The sequence below is a fragment of the Hymenobacter setariae genome (assembly GCF_007713685.1).
Classification (GTDB): Bacteria; Bacteroidota; Bacteroidia; order Cytophagales; family Hymenobacteraceae; genus Hymenobacter; species Hymenobacter setariae.
The window spans coordinates 323,466-337,780 of the sequence record NZ_VMRJ01000003.1; the positions used below are offsets into that span (position 1 = coordinate 323,466).

Annotated in this window: 10 protein-coding genes; all 10 read right to left on the reverse strand. The window is 60.8% G+C overall.

All coding sequences use genetic code 11. The features are described 5' to 3' along the window. Positions 1–6: 6 nt before the first annotated feature. Entirely contained in the window at positions 7–1,509 is a 1,503-nt protein-coding gene (gene crtD, locus FNT36_RS12440) for a 1-hydroxycarotenoid 3,4-desaturase CrtD (RefSeq protein WP_144848046.1), read from the reverse strand. Positions 1,510–1,548: 39 nt separating this feature from the next. Continuing rightward, positions 1,549–2,742 carry a class I SAM-dependent rRNA methyltransferase gene (locus FNT36_RS12445; protein WP_144848048.1) on the reverse strand — a complete coding sequence of 398 codons (1,194 nt, stop codon included), beginning with the start codon at positions 2,740–2,742 and terminating at the stop codon, positions 1,549–1,551. Between the two features lie 87 nt (positions 2,743–2,829). Further along, the gene (locus tag FNT36_RS12450; protein WP_144848050.1) at positions 2,830–3,270 is read right to left on the reverse strand and encodes an SRPBCC family protein; all 441 of its coding nucleotides are present in this window, start codon (positions 3,268–3,270) and stop codon (positions 2,830–2,832) included. A gap of 19 nt (positions 3,271–3,289) precedes the next feature. After that, positions 3,290–3,991, reverse strand: a complete 702-nt coding sequence (locus FNT36_RS12455) for an OmpA family protein (RefSeq protein WP_144848052.1) — start codon at positions 3,989–3,991, stop codon at positions 3,290–3,292. A 3-nt stretch (positions 3,992–3,994) separates the two neighbouring features. Beyond that, positions 3,995–5,485 carry a hypothetical protein gene (locus FNT36_RS12460; RefSeq protein WP_144848054.1) on the reverse strand — a complete coding sequence of 497 codons (1,491 nt, stop codon included), beginning with the start codon at positions 5,483–5,485 and terminating at the stop codon, positions 3,995–3,997. A gap of 105 nt (positions 5,486–5,590) precedes the next feature. Next, the gene (locus tag FNT36_RS12465) at positions 5,591–6,970 is read right to left on the reverse strand and encodes a DUF5320 domain-containing protein (protein ID WP_144848056.1); all 1,380 of its coding nucleotides are present in this window, start codon (positions 6,968–6,970) and stop codon (positions 5,591–5,593) included. 171 nt (positions 6,971–7,141) lie between these two features. Beyond that, the gene (locus tag FNT36_RS12470; protein WP_144848058.1) at positions 7,142–10,603 is read right to left on the reverse strand and encodes a hypothetical protein; all 3,462 of its coding nucleotides are present in this window, start codon (positions 10,601–10,603) and stop codon (positions 7,142–7,144) included. A gap of 175 nt (positions 10,604–10,778) precedes the next feature. Continuing rightward, positions 10,779–12,263: a hypothetical protein gene (locus FNT36_RS12475; protein WP_144848060.1), complete on the reverse strand. Its 1,485-nt coding sequence runs from the start codon at positions 12,261–12,263 to the stop codon at positions 10,779–10,781. A 100-nt stretch (positions 12,264–12,363) separates the two neighbouring features. Continuing rightward, complete coding sequence (locus tag FNT36_RS12480) at positions 12,364–12,774, reverse strand: hypothetical protein (protein WP_144848062.1); 411 nt, start codon at positions 12,772–12,774, stop codon at positions 12,364–12,366. Between the two features lie 15 nt (positions 12,775–12,789). Next, positions 12,790–14,103, reverse strand: a complete 1,314-nt coding sequence (locus tag FNT36_RS12485) for a hypothetical protein (RefSeq protein ID WP_144848064.1) — start codon at positions 14,101–14,103, stop codon at positions 12,790–12,792. Positions 14,104–14,315 lie beyond the last annotated feature (212 nt).

Sequence of the window (14,315 nt, forward strand, 5' to 3'; positions counted from 1 at the left end):
CAAAACTTAATTATCAATGAGTTCGGCTACTATTTTGGCCGAGAGTAAACACAGCGGGATGCCGCCACCCGGATGCACCGAGCCGCCGCAAAAGTACAGTCCGTGAAGTCGGCTTGAAAAGTTGGGGTGCCGCAAAAAAGCGGCCAGCGTATTATTGCTAGAGCTACCGTAAAGAGCGCCCCCAAACGACGAGGTGTCGGCCGCGATGCCGGGCGGCGTCCAGGTTTTTTCGGCCTTGATAAGCGGCTCTAGGTCAACGCCCAGCGAGCGGCTGAGCTTAGCTATCACGATGCCGCGGATTTTGGCAGTGAGGGCGGCCCAATCCTGGCCTTCATCGTGGGGCACGTTCACCATCACAAACCAGTTTTCTTGGCCGGCGGGGGCGTCGGTGGGCGTCTTCTTGGAAGTGATGTTGACGTAGACCGTCACATCATCGGCCACGGTTTTTTCCTGAAAAATGGCGTCGAATTCGCGCTTATAATCGGCCGAGAAGAAGATGTTGTGCAAATCCAACTCGGGAAACTCGCGGGCGATGCCCCAATAAAAAATGAGGGCAGATGATGAGCGCGGCTGCCCTAGGGTGCGCTCGGGCGCAGGCTGCTGCGGCAGTAGCTTGCGGTAGGTGGGCACCACATCCATGTTGCTCACCACTACGCCAAAGTCGTAGATATCCTGGTCGGTGCGCAGGCCCGTGACGAGGTCGCCGGCCGTCAGAATCTCGCGTACTGGTTCGTTGAAGCGAAATTTCACACCAAATTCCTCCCCTAGGCGGTGCAAGCTTTGGGCAATGGCGTAGATGCCGCCCTCGGGGTAAAACGCTCCAATACCGTGCTCCAAATGCGGAATGAGCGAGAGCGTAGCCGGTGCCTGATACGGGTCGGAGCCGTTATACGTAGCGTAGCGGTCGAAAAGCTGCACTAGGCGCGGGTCGTTGGCAAACGCCTTTTCGTGGCGGGCGTGCATGGTGCCCGTAAGACCTAGGGAAGGTAGCGCGGCCACCGCCTTCAGTGTTTCGGGGCTGAAGTAGGTGCCGGCTTTGTGCAGCGACTTGTGTAGGAAAGTGCCTGCCGTAGCATCATACGCCCGCCCGCTCCGACCTAGGAACTGCGTAACCGCCGCCGCCGAAGTGCCCAGCTTCTGCTCGACCTCCGTGGCAAACTGCTGGCTATCGGCCCAGGCCGTAAGCCGCGTGCCATCGGCAAAAAAATAATTGGTAATCGGGTCGAGCCGCTCGTAGCGGAAGTACTCGCTCGGCTCGCGGTGGGCCAGCCAAAAAACATCGTCCACCAGCTTCGGCAGCGTGAATAGCGACGGCCCCGCGTCGAAGCGGTAGCCACCCGGCAGCTCAAACTGGTGCATCTTGCCCCCAAACGAGCCGCTGGCCTCAAATACCGTGACGGGGTGCCCCGCCACCGCCAAGCGAGCGGCGGCGGCGAGCCCCGCCACCCCCGCGCCAATGACGGCAACCGGTTGGCGAGAGGGCGGAGATTTTTGTTTTTTAGTAAACACGCTTGTAGTACCGAAGAAGGGGCTGCGAAAGTTCGGCGCTTACTCCACCGCTAGCACCAAGCCCTTCAAATAAGCGCCTTCGGGGTGAAACAAGCTTACCGGGTGGTCGGCGGGCTGGGTGAGGCGATGCAGGATGCGCGCTGGCCGCCCAGCTTCGATGGCGGCGGCGAGCACCGCACCTTCAAATAGCTCGGGGCTAACAACTTGGGAGCACGAAAACGTGAAGAGTAACCCGCCCGGCGCGAGGTGGGCGATGCCCGACGCATTGAGGCGCTTGTAGCCCATGAGGGCGGCATGGCGGGCGCCCATGTGCTTGGCAAACGCGGGCGGGTCGAGCACAAGCAAGTCGTACTCGGCCGAGTGATTTTTGAGGAAAGTGAGCACGTCCTCGGGGTAAGCGGCGTGGCGGTCGGCGTGGCTCGACAGCTCGGCGTTGCGCTCGGTGAGGGCGATGGCTTTTTTGCTGCTATCGACGGAGTGCACCAGCTCGGCGCCCGCTTCGAGGGCGTAAACCGAGAAGCCGCCGGTGTAGCAGAAGGTATTGAGTACGCGGCGGCCGGGCGAGTAGCGAGCTAACAGGGCACGGTTGTCGCGCTGGTCGATGAAGAAGCCGGTTTTCTGGCCCGTCTCCCAATCCACGGCAAACTGGTGGCCGTTTTCGCTCACGATGTGCTCGGCGCCGGTGCTTTCGCCGAAAAGGTAGCCGTTTTTGGCGTTGCCTACGGCGTTGCCGGGCACCGTTTCCGAGCTCTTATCGTAGATGGAGCGCAGCTTATCGCCAAATACAACTTGTAGGGCACTAGCTATTTCGGGGCGGGCGCGGTACATACCCACGCTGTGCGCCTGCACTACGGCCACATCGCCATATACGTCGATGATGAGGCCCGGCAGGCCGTCGCCCTCGGCGTGCACAAGGCGGAAAACGTTGGTGTCGGCCGTGCCCGTGAGGGCTAGGCGCTGGCGCAGGGCATAGGCGTTGGCCAGTTTCTTCACCCAAAAGTCGGGGGTAGGGAGTTCGGCTGTCGGCCCAAAATCGAGCATGCGCATCGCGATGGAGCCGCCGCTGGAGTAGTGGCCCACGCCCAAGAGTTCGCCGGCCTGGGTTTCGACGCGCACGGCTTCGCCCTCCGTAGGCTCGCCCTGCACGCGGGCAATGGCGCCCGAAAATACCCAAGGGTGGCGGCGGCGCAGGGAGTGGTCTTTTCCGTTTTTGAGGACGATGGTGGCGGGCATGGCAGGGGCGCGAAGGCGCGAGTTGGGTAAAGGGCGTTTCTGAGTGATAGGCACTAAAAAGCAGAAACGCGAACTACAAAGTTCGCCCTACTTGAACCAACGGCGGTACACCGGCCCGCGCAACTTGAACTGCGCCCACATGGCGGGCCGAATTAGCCAGTCGAGCCAGCGGCGGCCGGTGCTGAAAGTGATATCCTCCACGATGACGCTACCGCCACCCGGCGCGGGCTCGATGAGGTGGCGGTGCCGCCACTGTCGTAGCGGCGCGGGCACTAGTTGGCCCTCATCTACAAAGTAGTGCGTGCCGTCGGGTAGCACGCCGTTGTCGGTGATGAGCGAGGTCCAGCGCCAGCGCTTGGGGCCGACTTGCAACTCGATAATAACGGTGTCGCCGGTGTTGCTGCCGTCGTAGCGAATGAGGTGAAACTTCGGGAACGGCGGGGCTAGGGCCACAAAAAGCTCCTGGGTGAAGCCGGCGATAACCACGGCCGGCGGCTGGGCCACTGGGAAACGGAGAACGAGGTGCATACCCCGCTATACGGCCGGGCTAGCGGGCGGGTAAGACCGCCGCATCGAGCGAGCCGATTTTGGGCTGAATCTGGATAATAAAGCGCTTATTAAGTTCTTCTTGCGCGTCGCGGTAGCGGTTTACGCCCCCGAAGCCGCTGCCCGCCGGCACGACTTCGTAGCGCGGGGCCGGAAAGACAATGCCCGCCTCGCGCCACAGCTGGTACACGGCCAGCGCCCGCAAGTAGCTGAGCTGGCGCGTGGCCGGCCCATCGTAGTTCTGAGGCGAGTTGTAAGAGTAAGTGCCATCGGCCTGGCGAGTGGCGTAGCGAGCCGTGCGCCCTTCAATAACTACCAGGTATTGAATATTATCCCGCTCGTTGAGCGAGCTAAGCTGACTAACCAAAAACCGGCCAGCCTGAATCAGTTTGGGCTTGTAAGCCTCTTTCAAAACCGGGCTGCTAGGGTCAAAAATGACGTCGAAGCTCAGCTCGTAGCGCTTGAAATCCTTGTTGTAAATGAAGTACTTCGGGTTCTCCAGGCGCTTCAAGGCCTGCTTTATCTCGTCGATTTTCTTCTTCTCCTTGAGCTGCACTTTCAGCTGCGCGTTGGCCGTTACGAGTCCCTGCTGCTTGTCCTGAAACAGCTTGTAGCTCAGCACAAAGAGCACCAGCATCGTCAGAAACAAGGCCGTCATCAAATCGACGTAGCTGGGCCAAAAAAAGTCTTTGCTCTGCTTCATGGGTTAGCCGACCATCCGTTGGAGCCAGTTGCGGTTGGTGAGCTTTTCGAGTACGGCGTTGGTGCGCTCGGTCTGGCGTAGCAGCTCTTCCTGAATGCGGCGGTTTTGCTCCAACGGCTGTTGCAAGGCTTGCAGCGCCTCGGCGCTGCGACGGGCCTGGGTTTCTTGCAGCTGATTGAGGGCCTGCTGCTGCGCGGGTAGCTGCTGAAACGGGTTCAGGTACTCGACTATCTTCTGGTACACGTTGTCCTTGTTGAGCTGCCGGAAATAGGCATCCCACTGCACGTGGGCCGACTGTGCCTGGGCCACAAACTCGTCGCGGCGCTTTTCGAGCACCTCGTTCATTTTGTGGGCGTCCTCGCTCAGGGCCTGCGTCACGCCCTGGCTAATCTGCGACAGCAGCGCCTGGTGCTCGCCATAAAACCGCGCCTGTTCCCGAATACGGGCGTCGTGCTGCTCTAGGTAGCCCGGTACTTGCTTCAAGGCCGACTCTAGGCTGCTGAGGCGGTCGAGCAGGCTCGTTATAGTCTGGGCCGTGTCGGCACCCTTGCTCACGGCCACGTTCAGGCTCTGCTGGTATCCTAGGAACTTCTCAAACGACGCCGCGCTCTCATCGACCCGGTCAAACACCTTGATGGTCGCGTTGGCCAACTCGGTGTAGCCTATCTGTTGCAGCTTTTCGAGGAAGTTTTTCTGGATGCTGATATTCTCTGTGATGCGGCTGATGAGCGGCGTGAACTCCGCAATTTTTGAGAAAAAGTCAGCCTGAATCTTCGAGAAAAAGTCCTGATTAAATGTATCCAGCACCGACTTCAAATTGCTCATGCTGGCCTGCATATCCGAGTTGAGGCGGGGCAGCAGCGCTTTTTGCAGGAAGTTGTAGTATCCGTTCTTGTACCGGTCGCGCTGGGCACGAGCCGATTTTAGCAGCTGGTTGCCACCTAGAGTCAGCAGCAAGCCGATGAAGCTGCCGCTCATAGCGATGAGGATGCCGCCCAAAAAGTGTGTCACATCTGAGTTGTTGAACGACGCGCCGCCCGCCGCCGAAGTCTCGTCCCCAAAAGGGTTTACCAACGCTATCAAGCCCAAAATGGCACCTAGGAACGTGCCTAGCAATCCTAGGTAAAGCGGCGTAGAGATTTGGGCCTCAATCTCCTGGTCCAGCAAAGAGGCTTCGCGCTCCGAGATGTCGCGTAGGGTGTTGAAGTCGGCCGCTGCGCCTTTGTTGGCCCGCAGGTAGTCATTGGTATCTGTGAGAATCTGAGCGAACTCGGGGCTGGACCGGCTGACGGTGAGCGCGTCGTACTCCTGCGGCACGTAGCTGTCGGTGTAGCGCAGCTCGGCGTTGGCATCTACGGCCTGCACGCCGAGTTGGGCCACCTCGGGGTACATGGCCTGCACCCGCGCAATGAGGCGGCGATTCGCCAGAAAAACGAACACCTGCCAGGCAATAAGCCCCAGAATCAGGACTACTTCAAGTATCTGTAAGAACATGATAGAAGCGGATAGATAACGAATGTACCGTGGACCCTGCGGGTCCGCGCGTGGGTAGGCCGCCCAACGCGCGGACCCGCAGGGTCCACGGTACACCAAATGGCATTAGCTAATGTTCAGTCGCGCGCGTTGCACTACTTGCCAGCCATCTGCCTGACGCTGGAGCTGGCCCGGCGCCGCCGCGGTCACCAACGTAATGCGGCCACCTAGGGGCGGGTCGTAGTCGAAAAATTTTTGCAGGCGCGTCAGGCCATCGCCGATGAGGCGGGCCTGGTCCACATTAGGATTGAGGGTGAAGCTCGCCTGGTCGGGGTTGTGCGGATTTACCGTTAGCATCAGAGCCAGTTGGGGGAGAGGCGCATCCACGATTTTGCGTTCCTCCAAAAAGGCTGATTCCTGCACGGGGCCGTAGCGCGTGGCAGCGGATTGGGGAGCGGCGGGCTGTGTCGAAGTTAGCGCGGGCGTAGCTGGCTTGGAAATACCTTTCGGCACGGTCAAAGTAACCGAAAACAACTCGTCGTCAGCTTCCTTGGTGATTTCGGGTGGCGCGGCAACACTCGTGTTTGGGGTTGGCGGATTTTCGGCTGCCTGTGCAGCGGCGGCCGCTGCCGCCAGTGAAGTTGCAGAAATGTGCGCCGCCGCTGCTGGCGCCGGGGCCGCAGGCGTAGCAGGGGCGCCAGAAAACTGCTTTTGCAAATCAGCTAGTTGCTTTTTAATCTGCTGAAGCTCATTGCGAAGTAGCTTATTCTGATTCTCTAGCTTGCGGAATTCTACAGGATTCATATCAGGAGAAGTTTCAGGTTCAGCCAACGACGGCGAAGAGGAATGGTGCCGATGCCGCCGCTTGCTTTTCGAGCGATTAGATGCAATGCCATACCCTAGCGCCGCCCCTAGCAGCATGAGCACCGTTCCGGCCAGGGCCGGGGGCATGCCGAAATAACGCGGCTCTAGCGGCTGCGACGTGTAGGTAGCGGCGGCGGGCAGCGCTCGTACTTCTGGGGCCGGGTTTTCATCCTCGGCTACCGTGCGAGAGGTGCTAGCGGACTGGGCCGCGGCAGGCGTACTTGAGTCGGCGGCGGCTACTACCGCCGAGGAAGTGCTACCGGCGGGCACAAACGGTTCTAGGTCTACCTGCAAGGATTGCAGATTTACTTTGGCTAAAGCGCCGGTTTTTTGGTCTTTACGCTGGCTGACTTCAGCTATAATTGCTTGCACTACTTGCGTCGGCGTGGCTGGCTGGCCCTTGCCGACGCGGGTAAGCACGGCTTTCCATAGCGACCCTAGCTCGGCTTTGTCGTTTTGCTGGGTGAGCACCCATTTACTAAAATCCGAGCCTGTGGCCCATTTCGTGGCGGGCGGCGTCGCCTTCTCATCGGTCCAGACGCGTCGAGCTGTGGCCGTCCAAATCTGACCTTTCACGCTGTCTTCGCGGGTGGGAGCCGAGGCGGTTTGCCCCAGCCCAACCCGGCTCAGACTCAGTAACATTGCTAAGTACACAAGCTTGCTGTAGCGTGGACGCTGCGAGTCCGCGAGCGAGCGTAGCGAGCAGACTGCGCTGGGTGACTTCTGACGCAAGTTGTTCGCTGCGCTCACTCGCGGACTCACAGAGTCCACGCTACAGCGGAATGACAATAGGTTAATGCGCATGATACGAGCTTAGTGAGCGGAACCATGCAGCACCTGCGACAGTACATACAGCGCGTGCTTGAGGGGCAGGAAGAACAGCGTTTCGGGAATAGGCTCGCCGGCGGGCAGTGTATTGGCGTAACGCTGACGGCCTAGGTTGAACGAGTCGGCTAGGGCGCCCGTGAGCTCGCGCAGCACCAGGCCGGGCGGGTTTTTGATGCCTAGGTTGTGCATGGCGGCCACTAGGTCGGCATCGGTGAGCAGCAGCGTGAGGCATTTCTCTACGTTGGCGATAACGGCGTTTTTGACCTCCTCCGTGATGTCGCTGGGGTAGAGGGGGCGGTTTTCGGCCGCGTCCTCGGTGCCAGTGCCGATGGGCTGCACAATGGGCGGTACCTCGGCGGTGCTTTCGGCATCGACGCCGGTGGCTAGCACGCCGCCGTTGGCAGTAGTTTGCTTGGGGTCGTCGGCCAGCACAATTTTGAAATTGGCCGGTGCGGGCGTGCCCATTACCTTGGTCAGGATGAGGCTAGCTACCTGCTCCAGGGGGCGCAAGTTGCTGGGGCACAGCAGGCGCAGGTACAAGCTACCGCGGCCCGTGAAGCACAGGTAGCGTGGCGCCGTGAGCCCGCGCGCGGCTGTCACCTGCCCTAGGTGGTACACGATGGCCCCGAAGTGCAGGTAGAACAGCACGCGCAGGTGCTGCGCCATCAGCAGCCGCTCGCCAAACTGGAACTCGCGCTCATAGTTAAACAACAGACTGGCAACTTCTTCCGAGCCAAAAGCCGGATTGGCTTCGACCACCGCCAGGCACTTCACGGCCAACTCGGCGGCCTTGGTGTGCGGCAGCGGGTGCGCCCGAATGCTGTCGAGGCCGAAGCGGACGAGGCCGTTGTCTTTGGTGCCGCGCACGTCGGCCGCACCGTCGCCCCACAGCTCATTGCCCGCAAAGCGGAATGAGGTGCTGAACGCCGGGTGATGCTTGCGCGGGCCGCTGGGATTGGCCTGCTGGTCGGAGTAAAACAGCACGTCGGATGTGCCGCCGCCGATGTCAATAAAGGCCGCATTCTCGCCGGGACCGGGTGTCACGAGGCCGCGCCGGGTCAGGAAGAAGTACGGGGCCGACGATTCGGGTAGGTAGGTAGTGCCGCGGCTGGTGTGGAAAATCTCTTTAAACAGCGTGTCCCACTCACGCTGGTACAAGTCGCGGCTGAAGGCCGAGAAGCTGAGCGGCGCAAACCATACCACCTGCGTGGCCGACACATTGCCGCCGTGCAGCGCCGCTTTGTACTTGAACAGCAGCAACATCTCGCGGAAGAACATCCGCACGCGGTGGCGGGCGGCCTCGCCGGTTTCGCCCCACTTCAGGTTGGTGTGGTACGAGTCGTTAGTTTCTTCCTCGGTGTTGATGCCGAAGCCCACGTTGACATTGGCCAGCAAGCGCGGCGGCTCGATGGAGAAGCTAGCGGCCTCGCTCGTGGCCGTGCGAATCGGGAACTGGTACGGCGACCCGCCCGCGCCCACAAACGAGGGCACGAACTCACGCTGCTGGTAGCGCTGCCAGCGCCGCAGCTGAATGCCGTGCGCCGGGTCTTCCTCAATGCCCCGGTACAACTGCTCGTACGCCTGGTAATCAGTTTCTTCCGAAGATTTCTTGAGCAAGGCTACGGCCGTATCCTCCGGCCCAAAATTGAAGGGCTGGGGCGGCTGGCTGGGCCCGTCGTGGTAGGCCACATGGGTGTTGGTGGTGCCAAAGTCGATGGCAAAGCGGAACTCCTTGGTGCCCTGGCGCACTTCGCGCCACCTAGGTACCACCAGCGCCTGCCCAGCGGCCGGCGCGGGGCTCGCCACCACCACGTAGTCGAAGGGCGTGCCCTTGATTTCGTAGTACGTGCTGCCCTCGTCGGTGCTGCTCTTGCGGGTGCGGGGGTAGGCCGTGGCGCTCTGCTCGGTGCCGGTGGGCGACAGCACTCGGCCCTGCACGCCAAATTGTAGCTCCACCGGCTTGTGCACCAGGCTGGGGTCGATGTTGTTAGCATCGACCAGCATCACCTTGTAGAAGTCGTTGAGCTGCGGCGCATCAGCGATTTTAACGAATGGGAAAACCGACAAGCCCACGTTGGTCACCAGCAGGCGACCTAGGCCCTCGGTGCGCGGGTTGGGGTAGTAAGCGCGCTCATAATCAACGGTGAATCCGCCCGCCACCGGGATGCGCAGGCGCACCCGCACGCAGGCTGGGTCGAGCTCCATCGTGAGCTGGGTCGCCAGCTCGGCAGCCGTGAAGTAGTCGAAATACAGCGGCTTTACCGGCAGCAGCGGCCAGCACGTGGGCTTGTAGCCGGGCGCAATTTTGAGCTGCCCGGTCACGAAGCGGCTGCCATCGACCTCGTAGGGCACGGTAAGCAGCGTTTCTTCGAGTAAGTCGTTGAGAGTGAGATAGGGGTAGGCTAAGTCGGGGCCGGGCAGCGTGCGGTCGGCCAGGGCGCGGGGGTCGCTGGCGGGCACCTTGTTGCCGCTGTCGCCGAGCAGCGAGTTGTTGTAGTAAAACTTGCCTGGCGCTTGCAGGCCGGGGCGCAGCACCAGTGGCAGCGGATTCGGCAGCGGCCAGCCCGGCACCGGCACCCGGTCGGGCCGGATGGTGAAATCGGAATTGCGCAAGATGCCCTCGTCGGGACGCACGCGCACGGCCACGCCCGCCACTGCCACCGGGTTGCCGGCTTGGTCGGCGAGGTAGGGGTAGTCGGCGAGCTGCGCATTGCCATCCAAGCCCCACTTATTCAAAATGTTGGGGTCAAGCGCATTGCGCACCGCTGGGGCTAGCCGGCCCAGCGCCGGGTCGGCTACAAACTGCTGGTAGATGTAATCCTGAAACGCCTGCTCGCGCTGACCTAGGGCCACGTAGCGCCCATCGAAATAGTGCCCACCGCCCTCAGGCCGCTGCACCGCCAAGGCCCGTACGGCCGGCGCCGGGAAAAACACTGTGAGCGGCGAGGTACCCCCCAGCAGCTGCGGGGCCTCCTGCGGCGTGGCGCCGGGGAAGTACAGCAGATTCAGGTCGGTGATGTTGTTAAATCGCTTGTCATTCAAGTACAACGCCAGTGCCTGGGCCAGCGGCCGGGTCTGCGGATTGGCTTCGAGGCGGGCCAGCTCGTCGGTGCGGTTCCAGGTGCGCACGCTGAGGCGCTGGCTGGCTTGCCGCCGCTGGTAGTAGTTGAATACCAGCTCCCACAAGTCCCAAAACTGCCCCACCAGCCGGTGGTGCACCGAATCAGTTTGGCCGGGGTTGCTGCCCACGTAGGCTAGGGCAGTTTCGACCAAGTGCATGCGCGCGAAGGGCGACGGGATGGCCACCGCCACGCGCTCGGCCCGGCCGCCCTCGGGGTCCTGGATGCCGCTGGGGCCGTCAATTTCATTTTTGCCAATTTTGCCGGTGCGGCCCCAGCCCTCGTGGGTGCTGGAGCCCGTGCGGTGCAGGCGGAGGATTTTAGCCATGTTATTCTGAAGCTGGTAGCCGGTGGCTAGTAGCTGTTTTTTAATGGGTTTCGGGGCTTTTGTTGCGCGGACTTTGTAGTCCGCATATGAGCTAGCTAGTAGCGCCTGCGAGAATATTCACGCCAGCCGCTCGCGTTGCTCGCTCGCGAACTACAAAGTCCGCGCAACTGCCTCCTTATGAGTACTGCAACTTGCTATCGACCACCTTCTCGGTAGCCGTATTGAAGGCCTCCACCAGCCAGCGCAACGCCCGCGCAGAATCGGGGTTATCGAGGTTCGTCTTGCCCACCGCGTCATTTAGCTCAGCGCGCAACACGTCATCTGTCAGGCCTTTATTGAAGAAGCCGGTGCTGATAATCTTATCGGCTACCATCTTGTTAAAGTCCATTTCGTCGGGGTGCAGGGCGGCGAAACGCCGCTCGTTCACGCCGAGTTCGCGCAGCCAGCTTTCGTACTCGGTGAAGAAATCGGTAAGGTCGGCCAGCGGGCCGGTGCTGGCGGGCAGGTGCTGGCCCAGCTTGCCACCCTTGTAGAGCGGGGCGCTCTTTTCTTCCAGCAAGTGCTGCCGGAAATACCGCGCGAAGTAGTGAAACTGTATCATCGGCCGGGCTACCTCGCGGCGCTGGGCCGGCGAGAGCTGCCCAAAGTCTACCGTCGGGGCGTCACTTTTCAGGCCAAACTCGTGGTAGGCCGGGTTGCCGCGGTCGAGCTGGCTGGCGGGCTGACCTAGGAAATGCTGGATGGCGAGCGCGCCTAGCACCTCCATGAGGTGCGCCTGGTTGCGCTGCTCGGCGCGGCCGGGGTTGTTGGGCAGCGGCTGGCCGGCCTGGTCGCCTAGGTAGTACATAGACTCAATGCCTTCCAAGTGCTCGGCGTAGTAGCTGAGTGCCGTCTTCGTCTTGGTAATGAAGGTATTGGAGTCAATAAAGTCCTGACCGTTTTTCTTCTCCTCGGCCGAGGGTTGCTGCAACTTGAAGTAGGGAAGCAGCACCAGCGCCCCAGCCGGTACGGCGGCACGCACCGAAGGCTGCGGCAAATCCACGCCGGGGTCGCGCAGGTTCTTGACCAGCAGCGGGAAGCCGGCCGCGCCCGTGCCGCCGAAGATGCTGCTGATGAAAAAGACCCGGTCGTCGGAGTTGAGGCTTTGGGCGAGGTAGCGCATTTCCTTGGCCTGCACCAGCGAGTTGAGCACCACGCTGCCTACGTTGGGCGAGCCCCGGAAACCTAGGTCGAGGCTGGCGTTGAGGCTGTCGGGCGTGAAAAGTAAATCGAGCAAGCCCCGCGTTTCCACACTCGCCTCGTTGTAGTGCATGAAGTCTTTGAACGACTGATTGATGCCGCCAAAGTCGTACACAAATGAGTCGCGTAGCCCCTCCACGCCGGAGGTGTTGAGTTGGGCCAGCGTGGTCAGGTCCTGGCCAAAAAAGCCCTCGTTTTTCGGATGCTGGCCATCCTGGTATAGGGCGTCGTGGATGCGCTTATAGCGCTTGAGCAGGTCCACGGTGCGCGTCACGTCGCCGTTCTGCGTGTCGGGGTCAACTAGGACGGGGATAACTTGGTCGCAGTCGGGTAGGCGCATGCCGGCGGCCAGCAGCATGGTAAGCGAGCGTAGCACCCGCGCGCCGGTGCCGCCCACGGCAAATATGAATAAACGAGCCATTAAGAAGGAAAAGAATAAACTGTAAAACGGAGTGGCACTCCGTTTATCGTTGTTATCGTTGCTTACGCGGAAACGAAGTGCCACTCCGTTTTACAGGCCCCTAAAATGGCGTGCGGCGGGCGTGATTCGAGCCCCACTTCAATATCACCGAAAAGAGGATGAACCACAGCGGCGCTACCAACGTATTGGTAATGATGAAGTAGCGCATGTACGGGTCGCGCACTGCGCCCGCGCCTATGCTCACGCGGTAGGCCAGCAGGGCACCTAGGCCCGCTACTAATAGCAGCACCAATAGCCAGTGCGTGGGCTTGTACAAGCCTTGGTGCGTAAGCGCTGGAATGGCGTGATTGAAGATGTAGTAAAAAACGACTACCAGCGCCAGCGCTGTGAGCAGGGTGTAGAAGCCGGCGGTGTTGAAAATCTCGGCCTTATACAGCCCGTACATCGGCGATTTGCGGTCGTAGAAAAGCCCGATGCCACTAGTGTACAGGCTATTGAAAAATTGCTGCATGGAAAGGAGGCGTTTTTATTGGGAGAGGGCGAAAGTGGCGGTAAAGACAGGCGGCATGGTTTGCGGAAAGGCCTCGCGCACGCCGTTCATGATTTCGGTGAGGCGGTAGGTGTGCGGCTCGGCAGTGGGCTGGTTGTCGTTTTCGGTGCTGCGCTGGGCTACCCAGCCCGGAATGCCAGGGGCAGGTAGCGTCAGGGTGAGCTGGCCGCCCGCCTTGGGGAAGTCGCTGAGATGCAGGCGTAGGGTGTGGGTGTAGGCTTGCAATTCGGGCACGCTGGTGGTCGGCTTAATGGAATTGGGCAACAGCTTCACGGTGCCGTTGGGCACCTGGGCTTGCAAGTTGCGCGCCAGAAAGGCGGGCTCGCGCCACGCGGCGGGCAGTTGGCGCAGGTCGAGGGCCACGGTGAAATCCACACCCTCCTTAACGTCGCTTACCTCTAGATTCGTACTTACGCCAGCTCCACCGTAGGAAATCGACCCATTGCCACCGGGTGCGAGTGGGTTGCTGGCCGGCACTTGCGTGAGCACCGCCGCGTAGGGCACCCTAGGGAACGTCAGCCCAAAATACGCCTGCTGCGTGGTGGCGCCCGTAGCCGGCACTACCTCATTAACGTAGCGCGCCACGGCCGCAGGCGGCCCGATTACCCAGATATAATAGGGCAGAGTCTCGCCCTTCAGGGGCCGCTGCTTGAGCGGCGTTTTCACGGCCGGATGGTAGGTGCCATAAAACTTCGACGTCTCGCCCAGCACGGCCACGGCCAGCCCTTTCTTCGTGACAGTCGCTAGCGCGTCGGTGATATTGACGTTCATCAAGGCGCTGGTCGCCTGGTTTTTGGGGCCGTAGATGAAGTCGGAAACGACCACGTTCACCTTGTCGGCCGCCTGGGGCAGGGCCAGGATATTTTCAAGCATCGTGGGCAGCTCAGTACCTAGGGCGGCCTCGTGAGTGTCGCCCTGCACTATCTCTCGAAAGTGTGCATAGGTGCTAGCCTGCGGTGCCTTGTTCAGCGATAACCAAAACTTAGTATCGGCCACAGCCGGGCTGCTATTGGTACGCGAGGCCAGCAAGCTCACGCGCTGTTGAAACGCCGTGGGCTCGGTAGCCGTGGTGTTGGCGGGCATGAAGCCGCGCATGCCGCCCGATAACTCCAGAAAAATATTGGCTTGGATGGGAGCCGCGGCGTCGGCCTTGGTAGTGGCTGCCGCTGGCTTAGCTGGGGCGGCTGCCGTGTCAGTCGTTGTTTTCGTATCGTCAACTTCCCCGCAACTACTGAGCAAGACGCCGCCAAGCGCGCCCATCAATAGTGCTTTCGTAAGTGCAGTGTGCATAGGTAAAACCAGCTACTTGGTAGTAACAACTACCGTTGAGGCCGCAAGTAACGACAAGCGACGGATTTACAACATACGCGCCAAAAAAACGGGCGTTAGGAAACGAGCTATTCCGCTTCCTAACGCCCTAAAGGCCTGCCTTCTTATTTTAGCTTAGCCTAGCAGCTCCTCAAATATCCTCCCGCGTCAGCGATATAGATAGGCAGGGCGGG

What these genes read in the sequence shown, in the direction of transcription:
- FNT36_RS12445 (WP_144848048.1), bottom strand. Translation starts at nt 2,742, where the DNA reads ATGCCCGCCACCATCGTCCTCAAAAACGGAAAAGACCACTCCCTGCGC.
- FNT36_RS12450 (WP_144848050.1), bottom strand. Translation starts at nt 3,270, where the DNA reads ATGCACCTCGTTCTCCGTTTCCCAGTGGCCCAGCCGCCGGCCGTGGTT.
- FNT36_RS12455 (WP_144848052.1), bottom strand. Translation starts at nt 3,991, where the DNA reads ATGAAGCAGAGCAAAGACTTTTTTTGGCCCAGCTACGTCGATTTGATG.
- FNT36_RS12460 (WP_144848054.1), bottom strand. Translation starts at nt 5,485, where the DNA reads ATGTTCTTACAGATACTTGAAGTAGTCCTGATTCTGGGGCTTATTGCC.
- FNT36_RS12465 (WP_144848056.1), bottom strand. Translation starts at nt 6,970, where the DNA reads ATGTTACTGAGTCTGAGCCGGGTTGGGCTGGGGCAAACCGCCTCGGCT.
- FNT36_RS12470 (WP_144848058.1), bottom strand. Translation starts at nt 10,603, where the DNA reads ATGGCTAAAATCCTCCGCCTGCACCGCACGGGCTCCAGCACCCACGAG.
- FNT36_RS12475 (WP_144848060.1), bottom strand. Translation starts at nt 12,263, where the DNA reads ATGGCTCGTTTATTCATATTTGCCGTGGGCGGCACCGGCGCGCGGGTG.
- FNT36_RS12480 (WP_144848062.1), bottom strand. Translation starts at nt 12,774, where the DNA reads ATGCAGCAATTTTTCAATAGCCTGTACACTAGTGGCATCGGGCTTTTC.
- FNT36_RS12485 (WP_144848064.1), bottom strand. Translation starts at nt 14,103, where the DNA reads ATGCACACTGCACTTACGAAAGCACTATTGATGGGCGCGCTTGGCGGC.